The 23,331-nt window shown below is 42.7% G+C and carries 21 protein-coding genes; 11 read left to right on the forward strand and 10 right to left on the reverse strand.

From position 1 onward, the window contains the following. Positions 1 to 128: 128 nt before the first annotated feature. Both ACK1U4_RS07540 and ACK1U4_RS07545 read right to left on the reverse strand, forming a co-directional pair. Positions 129 to 413, reverse strand: coding sequence for a YbdD/YjiX family protein (locus ACK1U4_RS07540; RefSeq protein ID WP_419400616.1), 285 nt, complete (start codon positions 411 to 413; stop codon positions 129 to 131). A gap of 89 nt (positions 414 to 502) precedes the next feature. Continuing rightward, positions 503 to 2,620 carry a carbon starvation CstA family protein gene (locus ACK1U4_RS07545; protein WP_419400617.1) on the reverse strand — a complete coding sequence of 706 codons (2,118 nt, stop codon included), beginning with the start codon at positions 2,618 to 2,620 and terminating at the stop codon, positions 503 to 505. Between the two features lie 264 nt (positions 2,621 to 2,884). Between ACK1U4_RS07545 and ACK1U4_RS07550 the strand changes: the two genes are divergently transcribed. The 4 genes from ACK1U4_RS07550 to ACK1U4_RS07565 all read left to right on the forward strand — a co-directional run bounded on the left by ACK1U4_RS07550 (position 2,885) and on the right by ACK1U4_RS07565 (position 7,299). After that, entirely contained in the window at positions 2,885 to 3,949 is a 1,065-nt protein-coding gene (locus ACK1U4_RS07550) for a lipid A biosynthesis acyltransferase (protein WP_419400696.1), read from the forward strand. Between the two features lie 339 nt (positions 3,950 to 4,288). Beyond that, the gene (locus ACK1U4_RS07555; protein WP_419400618.1) at positions 4,289 to 5,206 is read left to right on the forward strand and encodes a substrate-binding periplasmic protein; all 918 of its coding nucleotides are present in this window, start codon (positions 4,289 to 4,291) and stop codon (positions 5,204 to 5,206) included. A 130-nt stretch (positions 5,207 to 5,336) separates the two neighbouring features. Beyond that, positions 5,337 to 6,419: a tryptophan--tRNA ligase gene (trpS, locus tag ACK1U4_RS07560; RefSeq protein WP_419400619.1), complete on the forward strand. Its 1,083-nt coding sequence runs from the start codon at positions 5,337 to 5,339 to the stop codon at positions 6,417 to 6,419. Positions 6,420 to 6,666: 247 nt separating this feature from the next. After that, positions 6,667 to 7,299 carry an O-methyltransferase gene (locus ACK1U4_RS07565; RefSeq protein ID WP_419400620.1) on the forward strand — a complete coding sequence of 211 codons (633 nt, stop codon included), beginning with the start codon at positions 6,667 to 6,669 and terminating at the stop codon, positions 7,297 to 7,299. A 174-nt stretch (positions 7,300 to 7,473) separates the two neighbouring features. Here ACK1U4_RS07565 and mqo read toward each other — a convergent pair whose 3' ends face one another. After that, positions 7,474 to 9,183 carry a malate dehydrogenase (quinone) gene (mqo, locus tag ACK1U4_RS07570; protein ID WP_419400621.1) on the reverse strand — a complete coding sequence of 570 codons (1,710 nt, stop codon included), beginning with the start codon at positions 9,181 to 9,183 and terminating at the stop codon, positions 7,474 to 7,476. 248 nt (positions 9,184 to 9,431) lie between these two features. Here mqo and ACK1U4_RS07575 point away from each other — a divergent pair, with 248 nt between their 5' ends. The 3 genes from ACK1U4_RS07575 (at position 9,432) to scpB (ending at position 13,296) form a co-directional block, all read left to right on the forward strand. Beyond that, positions 9,432 to 10,226: a segregation and condensation protein A gene (locus tag ACK1U4_RS07575; RefSeq protein WP_419400622.1), complete on the forward strand. Its 795-nt coding sequence runs from the start codon at positions 9,432 to 9,434 to the stop codon at positions 10,224 to 10,226. Between the two features lie 178 nt (positions 10,227 to 10,404). Continuing rightward, positions 10,405 to 12,462, forward strand: coding sequence for a M28 family peptidase (locus ACK1U4_RS07580; RefSeq protein ID WP_419400623.1), 2,058 nt, complete (start codon positions 10,405 to 10,407; stop codon positions 12,460 to 12,462). 288 nt (positions 12,463 to 12,750) lie between these two features. Then, on the forward strand, positions 12,751 to 13,296 hold the full coding sequence (gene scpB / locus ACK1U4_RS07585) for an SMC-Scp complex subunit ScpB (protein WP_419400624.1): 546 nt from the start codon (positions 12,751 to 12,753) through the stop codon (positions 13,294 to 13,296). A gap of 6 nt (positions 13,297 to 13,302) precedes the next feature. Here the strand turns inward: scpB and ACK1U4_RS07590 are convergent, their stop codons facing one another. Together ACK1U4_RS07590 and yiaA are read right to left on the reverse strand one after the other, a co-directional pair. Next, positions 13,303 to 13,962, reverse strand: coding sequence for a DUF805 domain-containing protein (locus ACK1U4_RS07590; RefSeq protein WP_419400625.1), 660 nt, complete (start codon positions 13,960 to 13,962; stop codon positions 13,303 to 13,305). A 31-nt stretch (positions 13,963 to 13,993) separates the two neighbouring features. After that, the gene (yiaA, locus tag ACK1U4_RS07595; RefSeq protein WP_419400626.1) at positions 13,994 to 14,512 is read right to left on the reverse strand and encodes an inner membrane protein YiaA; all 519 of its coding nucleotides are present in this window, start codon (positions 14,510 to 14,512) and stop codon (positions 13,994 to 13,996) included. A 340-nt stretch (positions 14,513 to 14,852) separates the two neighbouring features. Here yiaA and ACK1U4_RS07600 point away from each other — a divergent pair, with 340 nt between their 5' ends. Both ACK1U4_RS07600 and rluB read left to right on the forward strand, forming a co-directional pair. Continuing rightward, positions 14,853 to 15,947, forward strand: a complete 1,095-nt coding sequence (locus ACK1U4_RS07600) for a hypothetical protein (RefSeq protein ID WP_419400627.1) — start codon at positions 14,853 to 14,855, stop codon at positions 15,945 to 15,947. 133 nt (positions 15,948 to 16,080) lie between these two features. After that, entirely contained in the window at positions 16,081 to 16,926 is an 846-nt protein-coding gene (gene rluB / locus ACK1U4_RS07605; RefSeq protein WP_419400628.1) for a 23S rRNA pseudouridine(2605) synthase RluB, read from the forward strand. 63 nt (positions 16,927 to 16,989) lie between these two features. On the opposite strand, the gene ACK1U4_RS07610 is transcribed toward rluB, so the two are convergent. The 5 genes from ACK1U4_RS07610 to rpe all read right to left on the reverse strand — a co-directional run bounded on the left by ACK1U4_RS07610 (position 16,990) and on the right by rpe (position 19,874). Then, the gene (locus tag ACK1U4_RS07610; RefSeq protein WP_419400629.1) at positions 16,990 to 17,565 is read right to left on the reverse strand and encodes a hypothetical protein; all 576 of its coding nucleotides are present in this window, start codon (positions 17,563 to 17,565) and stop codon (positions 16,990 to 16,992) included. 105 nt (positions 17,566 to 17,670) lie between these two features. Continuing rightward, entirely contained in the window at positions 17,671 to 18,348 is a 678-nt protein-coding gene (locus ACK1U4_RS07615) for a hypothetical protein (protein WP_419400630.1), read from the reverse strand. 67 nt (positions 18,349 to 18,415) lie between these two features. Further along, complete coding sequence (locus tag ACK1U4_RS07620) at positions 18,416 to 18,730, reverse strand: hypothetical protein (RefSeq protein ID WP_419400631.1); 315 nt, start codon at positions 18,728 to 18,730, stop codon at positions 18,416 to 18,418. Positions 18,731 to 18,765: 35 nt separating this feature from the next. Beyond that, positions 18,766 to 19,089 carry a hypothetical protein gene (locus ACK1U4_RS07625; RefSeq protein ID WP_419400632.1) on the reverse strand — a complete coding sequence of 108 codons (324 nt, stop codon included), beginning with the start codon at positions 19,087 to 19,089 and terminating at the stop codon, positions 18,766 to 18,768. A 29-nt stretch (positions 19,090 to 19,118) separates the two neighbouring features. Continuing rightward, positions 19,119 to 19,874: a ribulose-phosphate 3-epimerase gene (gene rpe / locus ACK1U4_RS07630; protein WP_419400633.1), complete on the reverse strand. Its 756-nt coding sequence runs from the start codon at positions 19,872 to 19,874 to the stop codon at positions 19,119 to 19,121. A 555-nt stretch (positions 19,875 to 20,429) separates the two neighbouring features. Between rpe and asd the strand changes: the two genes are divergently transcribed. Both asd and ACK1U4_RS07640 read left to right on the forward strand, forming a co-directional pair. Further along, positions 20,430 to 21,560: an aspartate-semialdehyde dehydrogenase gene (gene asd, locus ACK1U4_RS07635; RefSeq protein ID WP_419400634.1), complete on the forward strand. Its 1,131-nt coding sequence runs from the start codon at positions 20,430 to 20,432 to the stop codon at positions 21,558 to 21,560. A 350-nt stretch (positions 21,561 to 21,910) separates the two neighbouring features. After that, entirely contained in the window at positions 21,911 to 23,320 is a 1,410-nt protein-coding gene (locus ACK1U4_RS07640) for a FimV family protein (protein WP_419400635.1), read from the forward strand. Positions 23,321 to 23,331 lie beyond the last annotated feature (11 nt).

Consider the following 23,331-nt stretch of genomic DNA (forward strand, 5'->3'; position numbering starts at 1 on the left):
AGGCTTGATATAAGTAATTTTTAAAATAATAGAACTTCAAAAACTGTGCCAATTTGAAAAAAAACCCCCACTTATCTAAAGTGGGGGTTAATTAAGCTTAAAATGCGGAATATCACCTTACCCAAATTTTAACACGGACACCGCTTCATATCACCGCCTGTCGGATAGCGGGCATCGACACAGTAGCGAAAAAACGTCTTTTCGTCCATCGGTTCAAGGTCTGGGTGATATTGTTGCATGTGTGAAAGGTAAGTTGGATAATCCGCCACACCCACCATCAAGCGAAAGCTTTGCTGTAAACGTTTTACCAACGTCATCAAGCGTGAAATATTTTTTGGGCTAAATATCACGTCTTTTTGGGCTTGTAGGGTAAATTTGATGAGTTTAGTCACCAAGGTTGTGCGATTATCCATAGAGCTGACCTATTTTTGGTAGGATATTATTAACAATGCACCAAAATAGTTTATTTAACCATTTTGGTGCAAGCAATTCTTTCATCACCTTAATGCGAAGCACCTGCACTCAATGGTACTGGGTCACGATACACAGCTTCCCCTTCGACCACGGTTGGGTTCGGATTAGCGAGGGCTTTGCTCAAGGCTTTGAGAGAGCCAATAATCATCACCACGAGTACCAACATAAAGAACCCGCACAACACCGCATTCACTTGGTTAGAGAATACAATGGTGTGCATTTCGGCAACAGTTTTAGCAGGTTTAATCAACTCACCTTTGGCAATGGCATTGCTGTATTTATCCGCTTGTGCCAAGAAGCCAATCGCAGGATTGCTATGGAAAATCTTTTGCCAGCCTGCATACATACAAGTGATGGTTAAGAAAATCGTTGGCGTAATCGTGACCCACGCATATTGTTGTTTTTTCATTTTAAACAACACCACCGTGCCTAAAATCAACGCCATCGCCGCCAAAATCTGATTACCAATACCAAATAACGGCCAAAGCGAATTGATACCGCCCAATGGGTCAACCACGCCTTGATATACGAAAAAGCCCCAACCGCCCACAGCAATCGAAGTTGCTAGCATATGCACACCCACATTATGTGAGTTTTTGACGCTTGGCACAAGAATGCCAATGGTATCTTGCACCATAAAGCGACAAGAGCGAGTCCCTGCATCGACCGCAGTCAAAATAAACAAGGCTTCAAATAAAATCGCAAAATGATACCAAAAGCCCATCATGGCTTCACTACCAAAGATTGATGACAAAATATGAGCCATACCAATCGCAAAAGTCGGTGCCCCACCCGTACGAGAAATAATTGAGTTTTCCCCAACTTGCTGAGCTAAAGTCGTCAATGCCTCTGGGGTGATGACAAAGCCGAGTTTTTGAACCGCAAGGGCAGCAGATTCAGGCGTTGTACCCAACAAAGCTGCTGGGGCATTAATCGCAAAATACATCCCTGGGTCAAGAATCGTGGCACAAATCATCGCCATTACACCGACCATTGATTCCATCAACATACCACCGTAACCAATGGCACGAGTGTCCATCTCATTATCGACCAGTTTTGGGGTCGTACCGCTCGATACCAACGCATGAAAGCCCGAAATCGCACCACAAGCAATGGTAATAAACAAAAATGGAAATAACGAACCTTTAAACACAGGGCCTGTACCATCAATGAACTTGGTCACCGCAGGCATTTTTAATTCAGGCATGGTAAACACAATCGCCAACGCCAAGCCAGCAATCACGCCAATTTTTAGGAAAGTTGATAAATAATCACGAGGGGCAAGCAACAACCACACAGGTAACACCGAAGCCACAAAGCCATAGATAATTAAAGCCCATGTTAACTGCGTGCCAGTTAGGGTGAAAATCGGTGCAAAGGTCGCACTTTTGGCAATATCACCACCAAACACAATCGCCATCATCATCAGCACAAAGCCAATAATCGACACTTCCATGATTTTACCAGGGCGTAAAAAACGCATATACACGCCCATAAACAGGGCAATCGGAATGGTCATGGCAATGGTAAACAAGCCCCAAGGACTGTTGGTCAAGGCTTTCACCACCACCAATGCAAGTACGGCAAGGATAATCACCATCACTGCCAATGCCCCAAGCATCACGACTGTCCCAGAAAACTTGCCCAGTTCGTCTTTTGCCATCTCGCCCAGTGACTTACCGTCACGGCGAGTTGAGAGGAATAGCACGGTAAAATCCTGCACCGCCCCTGCAAACACCACCCCAACCAATAGCCACAATGTACCGGGTAAATAGCCCATTTGAGCTGCCAAAATCGGGCCAACCAACGGGCCTGCCCCTGCAATCGCTGCAAAGTGATGCCCAAATAATACGGATTTATTGGTAGGAACATAGTCCAAGCCATCTTTAAGTCGATGGGCTGGGGTAACACGGCGAGGGTTTAACTCAAACACTTTTTTGGCGATAAATAAGCTATAATAGCGATACGCAATGCTATAAGTACACACGGCGGCAATGACCAGCCATACCGCATTGATGCTCTCACCACGGTGTAGAGCCAATGTGCCAAGAGCCACTGCTCCGATGACTGCTACGGCAAGCCAGAGCAGTTTACTCAGTAAGGGGTTTGACGGTGAGCCAAACGCTGAAGAAGAGGGTGTTTGCATAATCATTCCTTGTTTTTATCAATCTATAAAATCGCAAACCAATACTATGATAATCCTTTGCAAAGTTTAACATGAAAACATAGTTGTGTAACCTATTCCACTAAGTAATTAACCTAAAAATACTGAATTAAAACTGACACTTATTTCCTCACGGTATGCCCCATGACTAAAGCCACGCCAAACCCACAAATTCCACCGCCTCAGCATTATATTCCCAATCAAAAAACACCCACTGGCGTATCAGCTGACCCTACCACCGAAATGATGAGCGATAAGCAACGTGAACTTTACCAAACCCTAAAAACTGGGGCTGTGCCTGAGCAAATGCCCAATATTTCCCAAGTACAAAAAAACCAATTCAACGCCTCAACCCCAAAGACCAAAAAACCCTTTCAATGGCAGTTTTTATTACCCAAATATTGGGGGATTTGGCTCGCCTTTGCAATATTCTTACCGTTGGTGTATTTACCGTTGCGTTGGCAATTTAAAATTGGCAAAGCCCTTGGGGTTTTGATTTTTCGGTTTGCCAAACGCCGTCACCATGACACTTTGACCAATTTACGCCTTACCTTTGCCGAAAAAACCGAGGAAGAGCGACAACAAATGGCAGAACAGGTGTTTATCAATGCAGGGGTGGGGTTGTTTGAAAGTTTGTGTGCGTGGTTTCGCCCCAATGTGTTTACACGGCTGATAACTGTGTCTGGGCTACAACACGTCAAAACCGCTGAACAAAAAGGCAAAGCAGTAATGATTTTAGGGGCTCATTATACATTATTGGATTTGGGTGGGCTGATGGCAAGTTTGTTTATGCCTGTCGATGTGGTATATCGCCCACAAAATAACGCCTTGCTTGAATGGTTTATTTATAACGCTCGGCTCAGTCTATATCACGACCAAATTGACCATCATAATATGCGTCACCTTGCCAAAAATCTTAAACAAGGGCATCGGATTTGGTACACGCCAGACCAAGATTTTGGGCTACAACAAGGCGTGATGGCAAAGTTTTTTGGGGTGTCGGCAGCCACGGTCACGGCTCAACGGCGATTGGTAAAACTCGGTGATAAAAGCAATCCGCCTGCGGTGGTATTGGTGCATTTTTACCGAGAAACCCCAGTCGATATGCCCAAAGGCAGACGACCGCATTATCACATTCGCTTTACCCCTGTGTTGGACAATTACCCCAGTGACGATGAACTGGCGGATGCCAACCGCATCAATCAGCAACTGGAAAATCTGATTCGCATCGACCCCACACAATATATGTGGTTTCACAGACGCTTTAAAACCCAAGTGGATGGGACGAATTATTATAGTCGTTTAAATTAGCCATAGGACAGTTTTGTAGAGGTGTATTGCATACGCCCAAATTTCTAATTCTCATTTTTGATTTGATTCACTATATCACCAAATCATGCCTAAAAGTTGGAAGTAGAATTAAATCCATTTTTTTATTTTTAGATTCTCAAATCCTTATTTAATCTTTGCTATAATATAATTATGCCACAGTGGATAGGCGAAAAAGTCTTGCCATTTCCCACACATAGTTCGGCTGTTACCGCTTCTTTGACAATTAAATAATCAGAACCCAATAGTATAATCCCTTGTTTTAGTAAGGGTGTTTTAACTATAATAAATATTTTAATCTCTCATATTTGGAGAATCGCTTTGTCAACCCGCTCTACACTTCGCTTTTTAACACTTACCTTGCTTGCCTCAAGCACCTTGACTGCCTGTAATAAAACACCTGAAAAACCTAGTCAGCCCAGTTCAAACACTGCCACAAGTCCTGCCCCAGCCAGCCAAAACACATCATCAACCACCCAAAAAACCAACCTAAATTTACCAACTTATAATGTCGCTGTCATGGGGTCTAATCCACCCTATGTTGCACTTAATGAGAAGGGTAATATTACTGGATTGGAGGTTGATTTACTCAAGGCGATTGGTGAAAAACAAGGATTTAATGTTCAGTTCAATGCTACCCCTTTTATTGGAATATTAGATACGCTCAATTCACAGAAAGCCGATATAGTTGGCTCAGGTATTTTTCTAACACCCGAGCGTGTGAGCAAATATCAACCTACTAACCCTTATATGCAGGTAGGATTGGGGGCATTGACACTTAATGACCGTACCGATATCAATAAAATTGAAGACTTACAAGGTAAAAAAGTCTTGGGGCAAAAAGGATTCTTCCTATTTGAAGAAGTGCTAAAAAAAGATGTATTAAAAGGCAAAGTTGAGAATGCGATTCCTGCTAATACCACCTTCTTGGCAGTACAATCCATAATACAAAAAAAAGGAGATGCGGCCTTTGGGGTGGATGTATCACTCAATGATATCCAAAAACATATGGATCATAAAGTAAAATTAAAGCTTATCCAATATCCACATTCAACACCATATTATGTGAGCTTTTGGGTGAAAAAAGGGCGTAATGATGATTTGCTTAACAAAATTAACAAAGGCTTAGAGCAAATCAATCAAGATGGTACGTATGCCAAAATCATGCAAAATTGGACTGGTAAGCAGGGCGGTGTGCCGAACCCAAATGTGATAGCAACGATTCCTGCACAGCCTTAATTGACTATCAACAACAACCAAAACGCCTAGCTTATCTAGGCGTTTTTTTATGCCAAATTCCCTCAACCTAAACTACCCAAATTTGCTATACTAACGGCATTTTTAATTTTGTAATATCATTGAGAAAACCATGACCGAAACCACCCAAAACTCAGCCCAAACTCCAACGCAAAAACGCATCCTTACAGGCATTACGACTTCTGGCATTCCGCACCTTGGCAACTATGTTGGAGCGATTCGCCCTGCCATCCAATCTGCCATGCAAAGCGAAGACGAGGCGTATTTTTTCTTAGCAGATTTGCACGCACTGATTAAATGTAGCGACCCTAACATGGTTCACGCCTCCACCAAAGCCATCGCCGCCACATGGTTAGCCTGTGGTCTTGACCCAGAGCGAGTGACTTTTTATCGTCAATCCGACATCATCGAAATCCCAGAGCTATCATGGGTGTTAAGCTGTAACTGTGCCAAAGGCTTGATGAACCGAGCCCACGCCTACAAAGCCCAAGTCGATATCAACAACGCCACCCCAGACACCGACCCAGACTATGGCATCAGCATGGGCTTGTTTAGCTACCCTGTGCTGATGGCGGCGGATATTTTGATGTTTAACGCCACCCACGTCCCAGTCGGCAAAGACCAAATTCAACACCTTGAAATGGCTCGTGATATCGCAGGGACGTTTAACTTTAAATATTGCCAAGACAATCCGCTATTTGTCCTACCCAAAGAAGTCGTTGACGAAGACACCCCTCTACTGACAGGGCTTGATGGTCGTAAAATGTCAAAAAGCTATGGCAACACCATTCCGCTATTTGGCGAAGACCCACAAGTGGATGGTGAAAAGGCATTGAAAAAAGCCATCATGCGAATCGTGACTAACTCGCAATTACCAGAAGAACCCAAAAATGCCGATGACAGTACGATTTTTGAAATTTATCGTGCGTTTGCCACCCCTGCGGAACAAGCGGAACTGCGTCAGCGTTTTGAAACTGGCATTGGTTGGGGTGAAGCTAAAGAGATTTTATTTGAGAAAATTAACAGCGAAATTGCCCCTTTCCGTGAGCGTTATAATCATTTGATGGCAAATCCGAAAGAACTGGAAGAAATCCTACAATTAGGGGCAGAAAAAGCCCGCCGTGAAAGTCGTAAACGTATGGAAAAAGTGCGTAAAGCGATTGGGATTAAGCCACTGGCGAAATTGAAAAAATAAATGCTAATGGATAGCAAATGGTAGGGTGCGTTTTACGCACCTTTAAGTAAATGGATAAAATTATATATCGTTTTCCGTTCGCCCTGAGCTTGTCGAAGTGTAGCGAAAAACCGTTATGGTTCGACAAGCTCACCACGAACGGTTTTTATAACGCAATATTGTCCACTTGAATCAAGATAAGCTTTTCAAATGGTGCGTAAAACGCACCTTACAGCTACTAAAACTCGTACAGACAACAAAGGCAATCATGGAAATTAATTACAAAAACTTTCTCACCTACACCCATACGCTATACCAAACCGACAAAGCCTATGACGACAGCCAAGCCGACCGCCTTGCTCGTCATCGCCACCTTGAGCCAGACTCTGCTGAGTTTTTGGCAAGTTTTGTCATCAGCAAAAATGTCAAAAACGTGCTAGAAATCGGCACTTCGACAGGCTATTCTACGCTGTGGATTGCGTATGCGTTACACCAAATTAACGCCCAACCTCAAGACCCATCAGCCAGTTTAACTTCCATTGATATTGATGAATGGCGACTGTTGACCGCTCGCAATCATTTACGCACGTTACGACTGGAAGATGCAGTGACGTTACAACAAGTCGATGCCAAGGACTTTTTACACCAGTCAAATGAACGTTACGACATGATTTTTTTGGATGCGGAACGTAAGTTCTATGGGGAGTATGTGGCGGATTTGAAGCGATTGATGCGGTTTGGGGATGTGTTGGTAGTGGATAATGTCGTTTCTCATGCCGATGAAGTGGTGGATTTTTTGGCAGAGTTTCAACAAGATGACAGCTATCTTTGCTCTACTCTGCCAATTGGAGCAGGGCTTTTTATTGCTGTTAAACAAAATTATACCAATCCCAAAATTTAAAGTTGTAGGGGCGTAATGCTTACGCCCTATTGAAGATTTTAAATATTGGGCTTATTCAATAAGCCCCTACAAATACTATATGTATTGGGTTTGGTATTAAATTTCCCCCTTTAATTTCACAAAAAAAATGACCAGAACTTTTATTCTGGTCATTTTTTTTAATCAATCAATCCATTACAAGGCTTGTTGCTCTTGGTTTAGATTTTTTGACACAGCTTTATCCGTTTTTGCATCAGCTTTTGGTGCTTCAAGCGGTATATGCGTAGTCTTGGCTTGTGGCGTTAAGGCTGTCGGTACAGTCAAATAAGGCAATTTTAACGCTTGGCTGGTATAACCACGCACTTCATTGGTTAACTCGGCACTCTCATTGAGTTTTAGACCATATGATGGGATGATTTCTTTAATCTTACTAGACCATGTGGTTTTCATCTGATTTGGGAATACTTGGTTTAGCACTTTTAGCATAATCGGTGGTGAAGTCGATGCCCCTGGTGATGCACCTAGCAAGGCAGCAATGGTCGAATCTTTATCACTTACCACTTCTGTACCAAATTGTAGTACCGTACCTTTATCGGTCTTTTTGATGACCTGTACACGCTGACCTGCGGTAATCAGTTTCCAATTTTCACGTTTGGCATTTGGATAATATTTTAGCAATTCTTTATGACGGTCATCATCGTTTAGACGAGCTTGTCCCATCAAGTAGGTAATCAAATCGGTATTATCAACACCGACTTTCATCATGCCAATCACGTTATGGTTGTTGGTGACAGACAGGATGTCAGTGATTGAGCCATTTTTTAGGAAACGAGTATTAAACAAGGCAAACGGCCCAAACAACATGGTTTGTTTACCATCCAAACGGCGTGTATCCAAGTGTGGTACTGACATCGGTGGTGCACCGACTTCCGCTTGACCATATACTTTGACGTTGTGGCGTGTAGTTAAGGCTGGGTCTTCAAACGATAAGAACTGACCACCGACTGGGAAACCAGCATAATTATTGGCCTCAGGGATACCAGACATTTGCAATACTTTTAGGGCTGCACCACCTGCACCGATAAACACAAACTTGGCTTTTACGGTACGTTCTTTTTGGGTCGCAAAGTCATATACAGTCACGTTCCACGTTTTATCCGCATTTTGATTTAAGGCACGGACTTCATGTTGTAAGTGTAATTTGAAGTTGGGATGTTTCTTCAGTGAATCAGTCAATTGGTTGGTAATCACCCCAAAATTCACATCCGTACCCAATGGCATATAAGTCGCTGCGACTTTTTGTTTTGGGTCACGCCCTTCAATCAATAATGGTGCCCATTTACGGATTTGCTCTTGGTCGGTTGAGAACTGCATACCGTAGAATAGTGGATTTTTGGTAATGGCTTCATGGCGTTTACGCAAATATTCAATATTCTTATCGCCCCACACAAAGCTCATGTGCGGTGTTGGGTTGATAAAGTCTTGTGGGTTGGCACTTAAATGACCAGTCTTAACTTGGTGAGACCAAAATTGACGAGATACCTCAAACTGTTCGGCAATATCGACCGCACGGTCAGTTTCGACCACGCCATTTTTTTCTGGGGTATAGTTCAACTCGGCAAAGCCTGAGTGACCTGTGCCTGCGTTGTTCCAGCCGTTTGAGCTTTCTAACGCCACGCCATCAAGACGCTCGAAGACTTCCATTTTCCAGTTTGGTTGTAATTCTTGTAAATAAGTCGCCAGTGTCATGCTCATGATACCACCGCCAATCATTACAACATCGACAGGTTGTTCATTTTCAGGGGCAGGCACGGCTCGTTTGTATAACGGCCAATATAAAAATAGGATAAGGGTAAGAATCGCTAAAAATAGCAATATCCCTACAATTTTGAGAGATTTTTTCATAATTAGGTGATGTGCTTGGCATAAATTTAATTAACGGACGCCTATTTTAGCAATACTTTTTAATTAATCTTATCAAATTAACAGTATTGCTTTAAAATAACTACAAGAATGTCTTAAAATTTACACAAAAAGATACCTTTAGGGTAACGTGCTAGTAAATTGCGACTTGAAATAAAGCGTTGATAATCAAGCCTCTTTATATTATTGTACGCATCTGTAATGTCAAAATCTAAAAACCAACATCACCCATGACCAACCTCGCTATCCGTCTATATGAAACCCCAGTCCAATCGCTCCCCGAAGACCTCTACATTCCGCCAGAGGCGTTTGCGATTTGGCTTGAGCAGTTTGAAGGCCCTCTCGACTTTTTGCTATACCTTGTCAAAAAGAATAACTTTGACATCACCACCACCGCTATTTTGCCTATTACCGAACAATATCTCACTTATATTGACGAATTGGACGAAGCCCATTTTGAATTGGCAGGTGACTACCTGCTCATGGCAAGTACGCTGATTGCGATTAAAAGTGAACTGCTATTGCCCTCGCCCACCCTACCAGACGAAGAAAAAAATCCCACCAAACAACTTATCGACCGCCTTGAGCAATACGCCCAAATCAAGCACGTTGCCCAGCGACTTGACGGACTCATGCGACTGGAAAGGGACGTGTTTTTGGCGTTTGCCAGTTTGCCGAGTGCTGATGTACTTGCCAAAGAGATACCGCCTTACCCACCCACGATGTTGGTCGATAGCTTAATCAAAATGCAACTCAAGCCCGACTACCAAATGCACCATATCAAAGCCGATATCGTGCCGTTGGCTGACCGTATGGCGAGTATCAGTCGGATTTTGGCAAGTCGTGGCAAGGGGTCGTTCTTTGATGTGTTGGATAAAAATCAAGGCAGAATTGGCGTGGTGGTCAGCTTTGTGGCGATTTTGGAATTGGCGAAACAACGGCTGATTGACTTTATGGTCGAGGGCGACAATGATGCCGAACTTAACCAACTCACCCTTGTGTGGCTGAATAGTGAAAAGGCATAAATAACGACTGCCACGGTAATTTATTGTGCTTGTACTTATGTTGACTCAAGCGTACAATTATTACAGAAGTTTTAAAGATTGTAACCAAAGTTAGGACAATAAACCAAAATTTCTTTAATAATTAATAGTTTAATTGTCATTTATTTAACAATAATAGCCACACAATAAGGAGTGACGCATGAAAACTAAACTGTCTTCCCTTTCCACTGCCGTATTATTCGGTTTGACATCGCTAGTTAGCCAACAAGCTTTGGCAGATTATGGCGACTACGGCAAACAAACTGCCATTGACCTTGCCGAGCAGTATGCAGGACGTTATACAGGCACAGAACAAGAAGTCAAAGCCTCAAAATATGTCGAAGACCGTATGCGAATTGCAGGTAGCAAATACCAACCCACTCGCCAAGATTATTCTTTTGTTGCCAAACGTGGTGTGTTGGCAAAACAAACCCTTAACAGTAGCAATATCATCGTTGAGCAAGCAGGCACAGGCAACACAGGCAAAACCCTCTATGTGGGGGCTCACTACGATTCAAACCCATCAAATAAAACCACTGACCGCTCAACCTTACAAGGCTTAGATGACAATGCGTCTGGCTTGGGGGTTTTGACTGAATTGGTAAAAAATCTTAGCCAAATCCAAACCTTACATAATGTGAAATTTGTTGCTTTTAGTGGCGAAGAGTATGGCTTAGAAGGCTCAAAAAGTTTTGTCAACAGCTTGAGCGATAGCGAAAAACAAAATGCCATTGGCATGATTAACCTTGACAGCTTGATTACTGGCGACCATATGTACGCCAATACAGGCGACAAAGCCTATGACAAAACCGCCCAAAAAGTCGTCCCACAATACGCTGCCTTGCGTGAAAATGCCGAAGCGATTGCCAAATCATTGGGTATTGATTTACAAAAAAATGAGGGCGACTTAATCGCTGAAGAAGCCACCGAACCGTACAAACCCTATGGCGTTGGCTGTTGTAGTGACCACGAATCCTTTGACGAGGCAGGTATGCCTGTGGTTGCCTTTGAAGCGACCAACTGGCGACTTGGGCCAGAATTTGACGGCTATACCCAAACTGACAATCCAAAAATCCCAGATGGTTCAACATGGCATCAACCTGCCGAAGATAACAAACAATTTTTGACCAATGCCTTGGGTGAAGAGCGTATCAATCAACGAATGCGTGATTTTTCTAAAATTGTCACTCGTCTTATTGTTGAACAAACAGGGGCAGATGTTCAACAAGCCAATTTTAGTGCTATTGAACAACAAAACAAATTGGCAGGCTATTTACATAAACAAATCGCCACCACCCAATCCAATCATGGCGTATTTGAACGTGCTAACTACCTTGCTAGCAACGTATTGACTGACAATACCCCCAATGCCAACCGTGTTTGGTTTGATGCCAACCAAAGCTATCAAGACACCGCCATTAATGGTGAAGGCACGCAAGCCCAACTTGGACTATACGGCGAACACGCCATCAACCCACAATGGGCAATCGGTGCAGGCATCGAAGCCAACCATTACAAAGGCGAAAATGACAGCCCAGTTCGCAAAGACACAGGCTACGGTGTAAAACTCTACTCTATCTACGCTTCACCCCTGTCAGCTTGGTGGAATACCACCCTACTTGGCTATGGCAAACATGAGCTAGACACCAACCGCAGCGTTACTTTGGGCGGACAAAATGGCACACCTGTTATCATTGATAACCTCGAACGTGGTAACCTTGATGCCAATGTATTAAGTGTCAGCACCGAAACAGGCTACAACTTCCTTAACCGCCCTAACTACAAACACGGCGTGTATGTTGGCACAAACTACAGCGATATCAACTTTGACAGTTACACCAGTGGCGACAAATCTCGCACCGCACTTAACATTGGCGAAACCGATGCCCAAGCGTGGGATGCCGAAGTTGGCTACCAAATCCAAAGCCAATTTGCAGTCGCCAATAAACCTGTGAAAATCAAAGCCAAATTGGGCTACGTGAATGTCATTGATGAGCCTGTGGTAGATAGCATCACCACCAAAACGTTTGACGGTGTGACCCATACCCTAAACTACAAACAAGATGACCTCAATCATTACGGTCGCTTTGGCTTAGGATTAAGCAGTAACTTGGCAAAAGGCACTTGGGCTTATCTCAATGGTGAAACCACCTTTGCCAAAGACAATGACAGCGATGACGACTACTCAGTACAAGTCGGTATTCAACACGAATTTTAATCGCTAATCTGTAAGTTTTATTGTATTATCGCCATGCTTTGATAGCGTGGCGATTTTTTATGTGTAAAAAACGACATTTAAAGCACGTTTGGATGAAGAGAAAAAATTAACCACTTTACTAAATCAACTTTACACCCTTGAAAAACAACAGGAATTACAACAACGTTTAACTGCTGTTGGTTTAAAAGTTGATTAAATACTCGGTTATCATAATAATGCCAATATTTAAAATCTCAAACTGGGCGTATTCAATACGCCCCTACCAATCTCTAAAAACAACTTTAAACCATGACAAATTTTAGCCAAAAACACCAAACCACCCAAATCCACAGCCGTGAAATCGAAGCGATTTTGCACGCCTCAGAAATGCCTGTTACCGCAAAACAGCTTCGTTCATGGCTTGAGCTATCGCAAAGCGAGCTTGACACCGCCTTGATGATACTGCAAGACCGCCTATCGCAAGGGGCTTTGACATTGGCACATACTGCCAGTGGCTATCGGCTACAGATTGCCAATACCTTTAGCCCACTCATTCAAAAGGTCTTTCCACAACGCCAAGAAAGCCTCAGCCAAGCCCTACTCGAAACCTTAAGCGTGATTGCTTACAAACAGCCTGTGACACGAGCCGACATCGAGCAAGTGCGTGGCGTGACCGTATCGAGCAACATTTTACGGCAATTATTTGATAAGGGATGGATTGAGGAAAAAGGCTTTAAAGACACGCTTGGGCGACCTGCGTTATTACATACCACGGATGGGTTTTTGGATGCGTTTGGACTGGCAAGCCTTGATGACTTGCCAGAAATGCCTGTGATTGGGAAAGTTGTGGAATAGCTAATTTTATACTTGACGGGCAGGCAAGCCCCATTGATTTGGCTCTGGTTTGGTATCTGTCGCAAGCCATACCAACAGTAAAATCCCCACAAAAGGAATAATTGAAATCAACACCCACCAGCCCGATTTATTGATATCATGCAAGCGTCTAGCACTGGTCGCTAAGTTGGGAATCATAAATGCCAACATACCAATGCCGACCAGTATGCCATCTGTCCCTAACATACCATCAACAACGGCTAATAGGATGTAAATCATAATAAAAAATAAATAAAAATACCAATACTCTTTACGTCTAGCTCTACCATTGAAATTGGCATAATTTTGCAAACATTTTTTCACCCAATCAAAAAACCCATAATCCTCTTCGACTGCCCATACAGGATTAATCTCATTGCCTTGACGCATGACTTGTCCGCCCATTTGTTGTGGGGCTTGGTAGGGATTCATGGTGACTGGATTGGCTTGGGTTTGCATGGTACTCATGGTGGGCTGAATACTGGTAGCATGACCTTGAGCGTCAACTAAAAACTCGACCATCATGCCTGCCATTGGGGCATTTGGCTGTTGCCAAGCTTGGGTGCTAAATACGTAGTTTTGTCCATCCTCCCCTCGAATAATACCTTGCCCATGTTGGGCAGAAAAATTGGCGATTTGACCTTTCATATTGTTATCCTTATTAATTGTAGTTTATTGATTATTCAGCTTTATTACGTCTAAAAGGCGATTGCAACAGATGACTACGTTCATCATCACTATTGGTTTGCATAGGAATTTGTTGGGTTTGGTTCATGGTTAATAATGGTTGATTTTTACTGTTACTGAGGTCACGAATGTTTTTTTGAATGGTAATCGCCCCAAACAAGCTCATGGTATAAGCCATCATATAAAAGCCCTTTTCACTCAGCGTCAATGTGGCATTTAACAATCCCACCACAATCAACCCCACTGCAGAGGCTAATGCTACCCAGCTAATAATATAGTATAAACGGGTGGTCGGAATGCCTTCAGCACGGTCACGAATGGTCTTTTGTAAACTAATGGACGCATACAAACCCAACAACAACACCGCAAAATAATAGCCTTTTTCATTCAATTGCATGGTGGCATTAAACAAACCAAACAAATATGCCAATACACCAATCGCCATCACAGCCCACGAAGCACCAATATAGGCAGGGGTGGGTTGGGTGTGTTGTGAGTTAGGGTTCGTCATTTGTCATTCCTTTTGCCAATTTTTTATGAATATGATACGTCCATCCCATCATCTCATTGATTATTAAACATTCTTCCGTTTGGGTATGGCTTTATGGCATAACATAGCATATTATGCACAATTAGCAAGTTTTTATCTGAAATAATTCTACTTTGGTCAATCAAATTCGTGTATTTATCTTAGGAATTACGCAAACGTGAAAGAAGCGTTCGCCCTGAGCTTGTCGAAGGGTAACGTTTCCTATGGTTCGACAGGCTCACCATGAACGGAAACATGAAATTTGCACAAGTTCTATCTCTATAATGTTGACCGACTTTTTATACAGGTGATTGTTAGCCCTATGCCGTTTTCTGGATTGCTTATTATTCTGAGTTTGGTGATTGTCATTCCGTTGTGGTTTATTGTTCGAGCCAAGCGTCAGCCCACTGCCCAATTTCAGCCTAACCCCTTAAATCCCAATCATCTATCGCAAGCGTCAACCGAGCAACCGCCTGTGATTGCGTTGGGAAAATTACCCAACCTTTTTCAGCAAATTATCACCGATATCGAAGCCCAATTTGCCGAAATCGTCCGTAAAGACCAAGCGTCATTGATTGATAAAGACAGCTTTTTTACTGCAAAACGCTTGTTTTATACTCGCTTGCCAGAGATGGTCAATGATTATCTCAAACTCGACCCCCATTATGCCACGGCTGAAATTATTGATAAAGCCCAACACTTGACCAGCTATGACCTTGTGCAAAAACAGCTCAAAGCCATACTCAATGTGTTTATCCAAATTAACCAAAGTAGCAACCAACAGCAATTACAGCATATTCTTGGCAATCAACGTTATTTACAAGCCGTGTATCAACAAACAGGTTTAGTGCAAAATAACGAACTTTTATCCGTTATTACTACAAACACAAATAGCCCTACGGTTCAGCTAGACAGCCTAAATTTGTCAGCCGATTTAACCAAAAATTCAACCACCAATACTACCAATCAATTACTCGATAGTGATTGGCAGGCAGGTTATCAATATTTGCACCAATATTTACCACAAGTTCATAATCCGCAATCGGTAAAATTTTCCCAAAGTTTTGTCAGTTTGGTCGGTCAGTTGGTGTATATCGCCAGTATTACCCAACAAGCGACAAAACAGGAATTGGGTAAAGGCTTAAATAAACTACACATTCAAGCCGATTTACAACTAGAAGCCCTAGCCAATCTGTTAGCGTATCAGTTGCCACAGTCTTTGCAACAGGCTCATGCCTTGCCAAGCGATACAGTGATAAATTATGAAAATACCACTCGCCTATTGATTCAGCAATTATTGGAAATTTTGCATAATTTACTGGCGACCTTGGATAAGCCGTTACCCATTGCGGATAAATTGGCGTTGGTGCAGAATTTACATGATGATTTGGCGGATTTGGTGGAACAACAACTGTAAAATGATAGACAAAAAACATGGCTTTTTACACCAAATTTCTCTACAATAACCACCTATGTTAAGGCTATTATCCGCCTTATTCGCTTTTTTCTTACCACATTGTGAAATGTCATTCCCTGTCAAAGGACACCTTATGAAAGACGAAAAATTACAAAAAGCCCTCGCTCGCCTTGGTCTTGGCTCACGCCGTCAAATGGAAACCGTCATCGCCGAAGGGCGAGTCAGCGTCAACGGTACAGTTGCCACCATTGGCGACCGTGTTGGACAAGGCGATGAAATCCGTGTCGATGGTCGCCTACTCCGCTATACCGCCGAAAACGAAAAACGTCGCCGTATCCTAATGTACTACAAACCTGAAGGCGAAATCTGCTCAAGCCATGACCCTGAAGGTCGCCCAACCGTCTTTGAACGCCTACCACCGCTATCGCATGACCGTTGGGTGATGGTCGGACGTTTGGATATCAACTCGACTGGTTTGCTTTTATTTACCAATGATGGTGAATTGGCACACCGCCTAATGCACCCTTCCAACGAAATCGAGCGTGAATATGCCGTGCGTGTGATGGGCGAAGTCACCCCAGAGATGATTAATAATCTCAAAAAAGGCGTGATGCTCGATGATGGTATGGCACAATTTGATGACATCACCGAAAAAGGTGGTGAGGGTATCAATAAATGGTATCAAGTCAAACTTAAAGAAGGTCGTAATCGTGAAGTCCGCCGTCTATTTGAGTCGCAAGGGCTAAAAGTCAGCCGTCTATTGCGTACTCGCTATGGCTCGGTGAGCCTGCCTCGTGAGCTTCGCACAGGTCGCTATCTTGAATTGGATAGAAAAGAAATTGATACGCTGGCAAGCTTGGTAAATATCCGCCCTCGTCAAGGTACTGGGTTATATGGTATCGCCAAACGCCGTCAAGAACGCCATGAAAAAAAACCGCTAAAAGCTCGTAAAGTCAATCATTTACGCAGAGATAAGTAATCGCCAACCCAATACATATCGTACCGTAGGGGCGTATTGCATACGCCCTTTTTTATTGATGGCTTATTGGGGTGTATTCGCAATCAATACCAATTCGCTATCACCCCCTTGGGTGTCAAAACGTGCTTTGAGATAGCGATTACTAATCAGCAATTTTTGGGCGTTCTGCTCATACATAGCATCAAGCATATCATCAAATTGCTCGTTGATGGTGTCCAAATACTCATCCAATAACACTTTGGCAGTTTTGCCTGTCGTGCCGACTGCCAGTTGATTGGCTCTCACATTATCAAGGCGTTGGTAATTTTGTACCGCTTCTGGCAAATCTTCATTGAGGATTTTTTTTACCAAAAACTGATTTTCGCCCATGATGGCTTCGTCTTTAATTTGTTTGCTATCATAGTAGCCGAGCAATTTTTTGGCTTTTTGGTCGATGCTTTGCACTTTATCAATCACGGTTTTTGGCAGGTTTTTCGTGGTAACTTGGGTCAATTTTGGCATACTGTCAAAGTCAATACCTCGCCCACGTTTCATCGTTTGAAACAGTTTATACAAGCCAAACGATGCCAATAACGGCAATCCAACATAAATCAGTAATAATAAAGGGTATAAAATCAGTGGGTTAGCAAACCAATCCATTATTTTTCCTTAACATTTATCAATCTAAATACCCTCATTGTAGCATTTTGCGGATGAAGGTCTAGCAGGATTGGTTATAAGTTTGGTGAGTTTTTATAGAGATTTTTACATGGTACGAGATTTGACATAGCGATAAGTAGTCACTAATTGTTGGGTGGCTTGGTGCGACAATTCATCAAGCAAATCACCGAGTTGCTGATGCACGGCTTGTAATACATTGATTAAGACTTGTTCGGCATTTAGCTCACCATGAATCGGTTGTTGCAATGCTTGGGGGTTAAAACGTGCCAGTTGGTCGTATTGATTGACGGCTTGGGGTAAGGTTTCATTAATCAAACGATTGATAACAAACTGTTTTTCGGTCAGCCATGTCCCAGTTTGTGGGTCTGACTGTTGTTGCCATGCCAAATAGTTTGCCATACGGTCATTTATCGCCACCAGCCATTCCACCGCTGACAGAGGCATACGGTCTATTTTTTCCATATCCACCCCCACCAAATACACCAGTGACGGAATATTGCCATAACGTGTCCGCCAATAGCGTTGTTTGATTTTTTTGGAAGGTAAGACAGCTTGGGACTGGGCTTGGGGGCGTGATAGCGAATGTGGTACACTCATGCCTTGTTGGTAGCCCAACGCTTTTGGGGTGAGTACGGCATGGCGTGAAGCACCAACTTCAATACCCACAAAAGCGTGCATTTTATGCCAAATCACTGATAGCAGGGTTTTGAGTAACCACCCTACCAACAATAACATCAGCAACATTATCAACAATTTAACCAAAACCGTTCCTATTTTCGTGTTTTACTATTATGCTGATATGCGACTCCTACCACGGTTTTTCAATGGGTTATCGCCAATACCGCAATCTATTTAACACAAATAAAAACGCCACAAACATCCCCAAATAATACGCCAATTTTAATTCAAAGCTGTCATCTCGTAGCTTAAACGGCAATGCACATAACGTCACGCCAGTCGGTATCCACAACAGCATAAAAAACCAATTATCCAAGACCGACAGCCACCCATCAAGCCCATGATGTTTTCGCATCCCAGACAGCCCTAGCAATAAACAACTGATAATTAGCGTATGTATCAGCCCTTTGGGAATGGCTTTGGGATAAATAGATAACTCTTGTTTGGTATAATGGGGAAAATTCATGGCGTGCCTTTGAAATAAAATATAAAATTAAAATTTTAGGAATACATCGACATCAACCACAGCATCGCCACACAGCTAAACAATAGCCCCAATGTCAAGGCATTGCGTGACTGAATGGGGGGCTTGCCCGAAAAGCGATTTAGCACCATCGAACCTAACACAAAAAATGCAGGCAATAATACCCAAAAAATCAGCCCTGTGACCATTAACGTTGGCAAAATCATCGCCAACGTGTCACCCATATACAATCTAAAGCCAAACCCCGCTAGCCCTAACACCAACGCAAAAATTCCCAGTCCAATCGTCAAACCCATTGGGACGAGCGAAGGGGAACTGGGTGTAACATTGGATTCTGTCATCATTATTCCTTATAGCTTTATTTGGTTTGTTAAGCTTGGACACTACCCACCAACGCCAATTCGGCACGCATTTCATCAATGGCTTTTTTATAATCTTTTTGATTAAAAATCGCCGACCCTGCCACAAACATATCCGCCCCTGCTTCCGCCACGGCACGGATATTACTGGCTTTAATTCCCCCATCGACCTCAAGACGAATCGGACGACCCGAAGCCACGATACGTTGACGCACTTGTCGGATTTTATCCAATGTTCCCTCAATAAATGCCTGCCCACCAAAACCCGGATTGACACTCATTAGCAAAATTTGGTCGACTTTATCCATCACATAATCCAAATAATGCAATGGTGTGGCAGGATTTAACACCAGTCCGCACTCTGCGCCACCGTCTTTAATCAACTGAAGCGAGCGGTCAACATGCTGGCTTGCCTCTGGGTGAAAGGTGATAATATCCGCCCCTGCGTGCAAAAATTGCTCAATCATGCTATCCACAGGCGATACCATCAAATGCACATCAATCGAAGCGGTAATGCCATAATCTTTGAGAGCTTGACAAATCATGCTACCAAACGTTAAATTTGGCACGTAATGATTATCCATCACATCAAAATGCACCACGTCCGCCCCTGCCTCTATCACGTTCTGCACTTCTTCACCAAGGCGAGCAAAATCGGCTGATAAAATTGAGGGGGCAATTAAATAAGGGGTATCATTTTTGGGGTTGGATAGGGTTTTGACACTGGGTAAAGGTGAGGTGAGGTAATCATCGGTTGAATTTGGCATAAAACACCTAGCTTATGATGGGCGAAAAATTGGCAAACAAACTATCATTATTAAACTTAAAATAACACCAGTAGGGGCATATTGCATACGCCCAATACCTTAAAGCATGATGGCTAATTTGATTCACGATACTTTGGCAAGCTATTGTAGCAAAATTTTGACCCACAAAAAAGAATAAACCCAAGTCTTAGGGCAATAGACTTGGGTTTAGTTGGGCATTTCATATCGTTGTTATTGTTCTTCCTTGACAACACTCATCCTGAGCGAATCAACACTGCTATTCCTTAGCATCATCCTTGTGTTGATGGGTTCATTATAGGCAATCCGAATGCCTGTGACTATTCGCAAATGGCGGATATTGGTGTAAGTTTTTGCTTACATGGGTGTGCGTTTTTATCAGTTTATAATTTATGATAATTTTAATTATTCTCAAAAGTTTGGGCAACACCAATAAAATCTACTTGCAAAAAGTAACAAAAACAGGCATGGTAATAGGTTGCAAAAACGTATTTGCAACGGCTTGCTTTTTTAATTTTTAATTGTAAGGATATTATCATGAGTCAGCTTCGTGTTGGTCTAGTTGGGTGGCGTGGTATGGTCGGTTCGGTTTTGATGCAACGTATGCTTGCAGAAAACGACTTTGACGGTATTACGCCTGTATTTTTCTCTACCAGTAATGCTGGTGGTGATGCCCCTAAGATTGATGGCATTAACACAGGTAAGCTCGAAGATGCCCATGATATTGCGACCTTGGCAAGCTGTGATGTGATTATCACGTGTCAAGGCGGTGACTACACCAAAGCGGTGCATCAACCTTTACGTGATAGCGGTTGGACTGGTTACTGGATTGATGCGGCGAGTACCTTACGAATGACGGATGACAGCATCATCGTGCTTGACCCTGTTAATCGCAATGTGATTGACGATGCTATCAAAAATGGGCAAAAAGACTTTATCGGCGGTAACTGCACTGTGTCATTGATGCTGATGGCAATTGGTGAGTTATTCAAACGTGATTGGGTCGAATGGGTATCTGCCATGACTTACCAAGCCGCCAGTGGTGCTGGGGCAAACAATATGCGTGAGCTGATTAAAGGCATGGGCTATATCCATGATGGCGTAGCAAGCGAACTTGCTGACCCTGCCAGTGCAATTTTGGAAATTGACCGTAAAGTCGCCGAACTTCAACGTGGCGAAGGCTTTCCAAAACAATATTTTGGTGCACCGCTTGCAGGTAGTTTGATTCCTTATATTGACGTACAGCTTGATAATGGTCAATCCAAAGAAGAATGGAAAGGCTGTGTTGAAACCAATAAAATCCTTGGTAATCAAGGTGATGACGTGGTGCAAATTGACGGTATTTGCGTACGAATTGGGGCGATGCGTTGCCATTCACAAGGCTTAACCATCAAACTTAAAAAAGACATTCCCTTGGCAGAAATCGAAGAAGCCTTACGTAACAGTGGCAATGAATGGCTAGATGTGGTCGAAAATGATAAACCTGCATCTGTTGAGCGTTTAACGCCTGTTGCTGTCACTGGTACACTAAAAGTCGCTGTCGGTCGCTTGCGTAAAATGAACATGGGCGGTGAATACCTAACTGCCTTTACTGTGGGTGACCAACTACTTTGGGGTGCTGCTGAACCACTACGCCGTACTTTAGCCATTTTACGTGGCAAATTATAAGAAGTGACTATTAAGAAGTGACTTTGGCATCATACCTGTTTAAAATGCCATTTCACAAAAAATACCCCAACAAAAACACGTCTATGATGGCGTGTTTTTAGTATTTGTGTTATTTTATTGTGTGAAAACCTACTTGCAAAACATTTAGACTGGTATTTTATCGCAACTTTTGTTATAACTCTCTTATTGTTACGTGTAGTGATGGTTTAGCAACATTTAGTATTTTTTGTTACAAACAAAACCAAACCCAATTTTAGAATGCCCCAATAATATTAACAGTAATATTATAACCTTGGTTAATAGCTACTCACTGGTAATGTCTCTTTTTCGTACAGGCAAGGATTTTATTTATGTCTTGGCAGAAACGCTCTATCAAACTTATCTTCGGATTACCTTTATCACTTCCCATTGTTGCGTATGCTGTCAATATCGGTGATACCTATGTAAAATCTCAACAAAATGAACCGCTTGATGCCAGTATCAATGTCAGTGATATTGATCCTGCTACCTTTTCGGTAAAACTTGCCAATACTGAAATCTATCAACAGTTGGGATTATCCAAAGAAACTGATATTAACGTTCGCTTTGTCCCAAGTAGCAGTGATGGTGGTCAAATTATTTTAAGCACCTCACAGCCTGTCAATACGCCCTTTACAGATGTTGTGCTAGATGTTGCTAATAAGGGCGAAACCAAAACATTACCCAAAACCCTATTATTGCCGATTGATGAAAAAAGTAAAGTCTTGACACAATCAAACACATCATTGGTCAAAACTGAAGCCACCAAAACCATTGTTGGTGAAAGTAACCCTGTTGAGCTTCCTGTCGTTAAAGAAGCCATACCTGTCACCACCAATGAGCCTGTTGTTGCTGATATAGCAGACCCAGTGACCATGACTAACCCCAGCAACGATAACGATACTCAATCGTATAAAAACCTTGTGATTAGCGAAACTCGTCACTATGGCCCATTATCTGATATGGTGGCGAATAACGATACACCCACAATTACGCCTATTCCTCAACCAACAGAGCCTACCCAAACGCCCCAACCAGCTAAACAATCAAGCAAACAGCCAAATAAACAAGGCAATACCCCCACAAACACGCCCTCTAGCTCTGATGAAAGTGTCACCTATGTTGTTCAACGTAATGATAACTTATGGACAATTGCCAGTGAACTAGCACATCGTAATAAAAAAGATGTCAACACGGTGATGAAAGAAATCATGTCTGCCAACCCTCATGCGTTTGTCGACAATGACCCAACCAAACTCATCGCCAATACCGAGCTAAATGTTCCTCGTTATCAAGTTATGCCCTCACAGATTGGGGTGAAATCAGCGAATAATCTCAAAAAACAATATAAAGCCACTCAAGCCAAGACTATCAAACAGCAAGTCAAACGCCCAACAACCAGTGCTAAATCAAATACATCAGCAAAACCAACCATTGCAAAAAAAATCACCCCAAAACCAACTGCCCCAAAAGTTGTGCATAAAACAGAAATGAAAATTATCGCCCCAAGTCAAAATAATGGAGCAACACAAGGTTCAAACAAAAGCACATCAACCCTAACAAAAGGGGTATCGTCACAAATCGTTAGCCAAGTTCAACAAAAACGCCAATTCACTGCCCAACAAGCCAGCAAAGTCGGTCAATTAAACCAAAGCCTTGTCAATGCTGAAAAACGCTTAAAACTCCAAAACAGTAAATTAGCCCAACTTGAACAACGCTTAAAAGAACTGAATAAACAATAAAATTGAAATGA

This window comes from Moraxella sp. TY6 (genome assembly GCF_048551375.1).
Lineage (GTDB): Bacteria > Pseudomonadota > Gammaproteobacteria > Pseudomonadales > Moraxellaceae > Faucicola.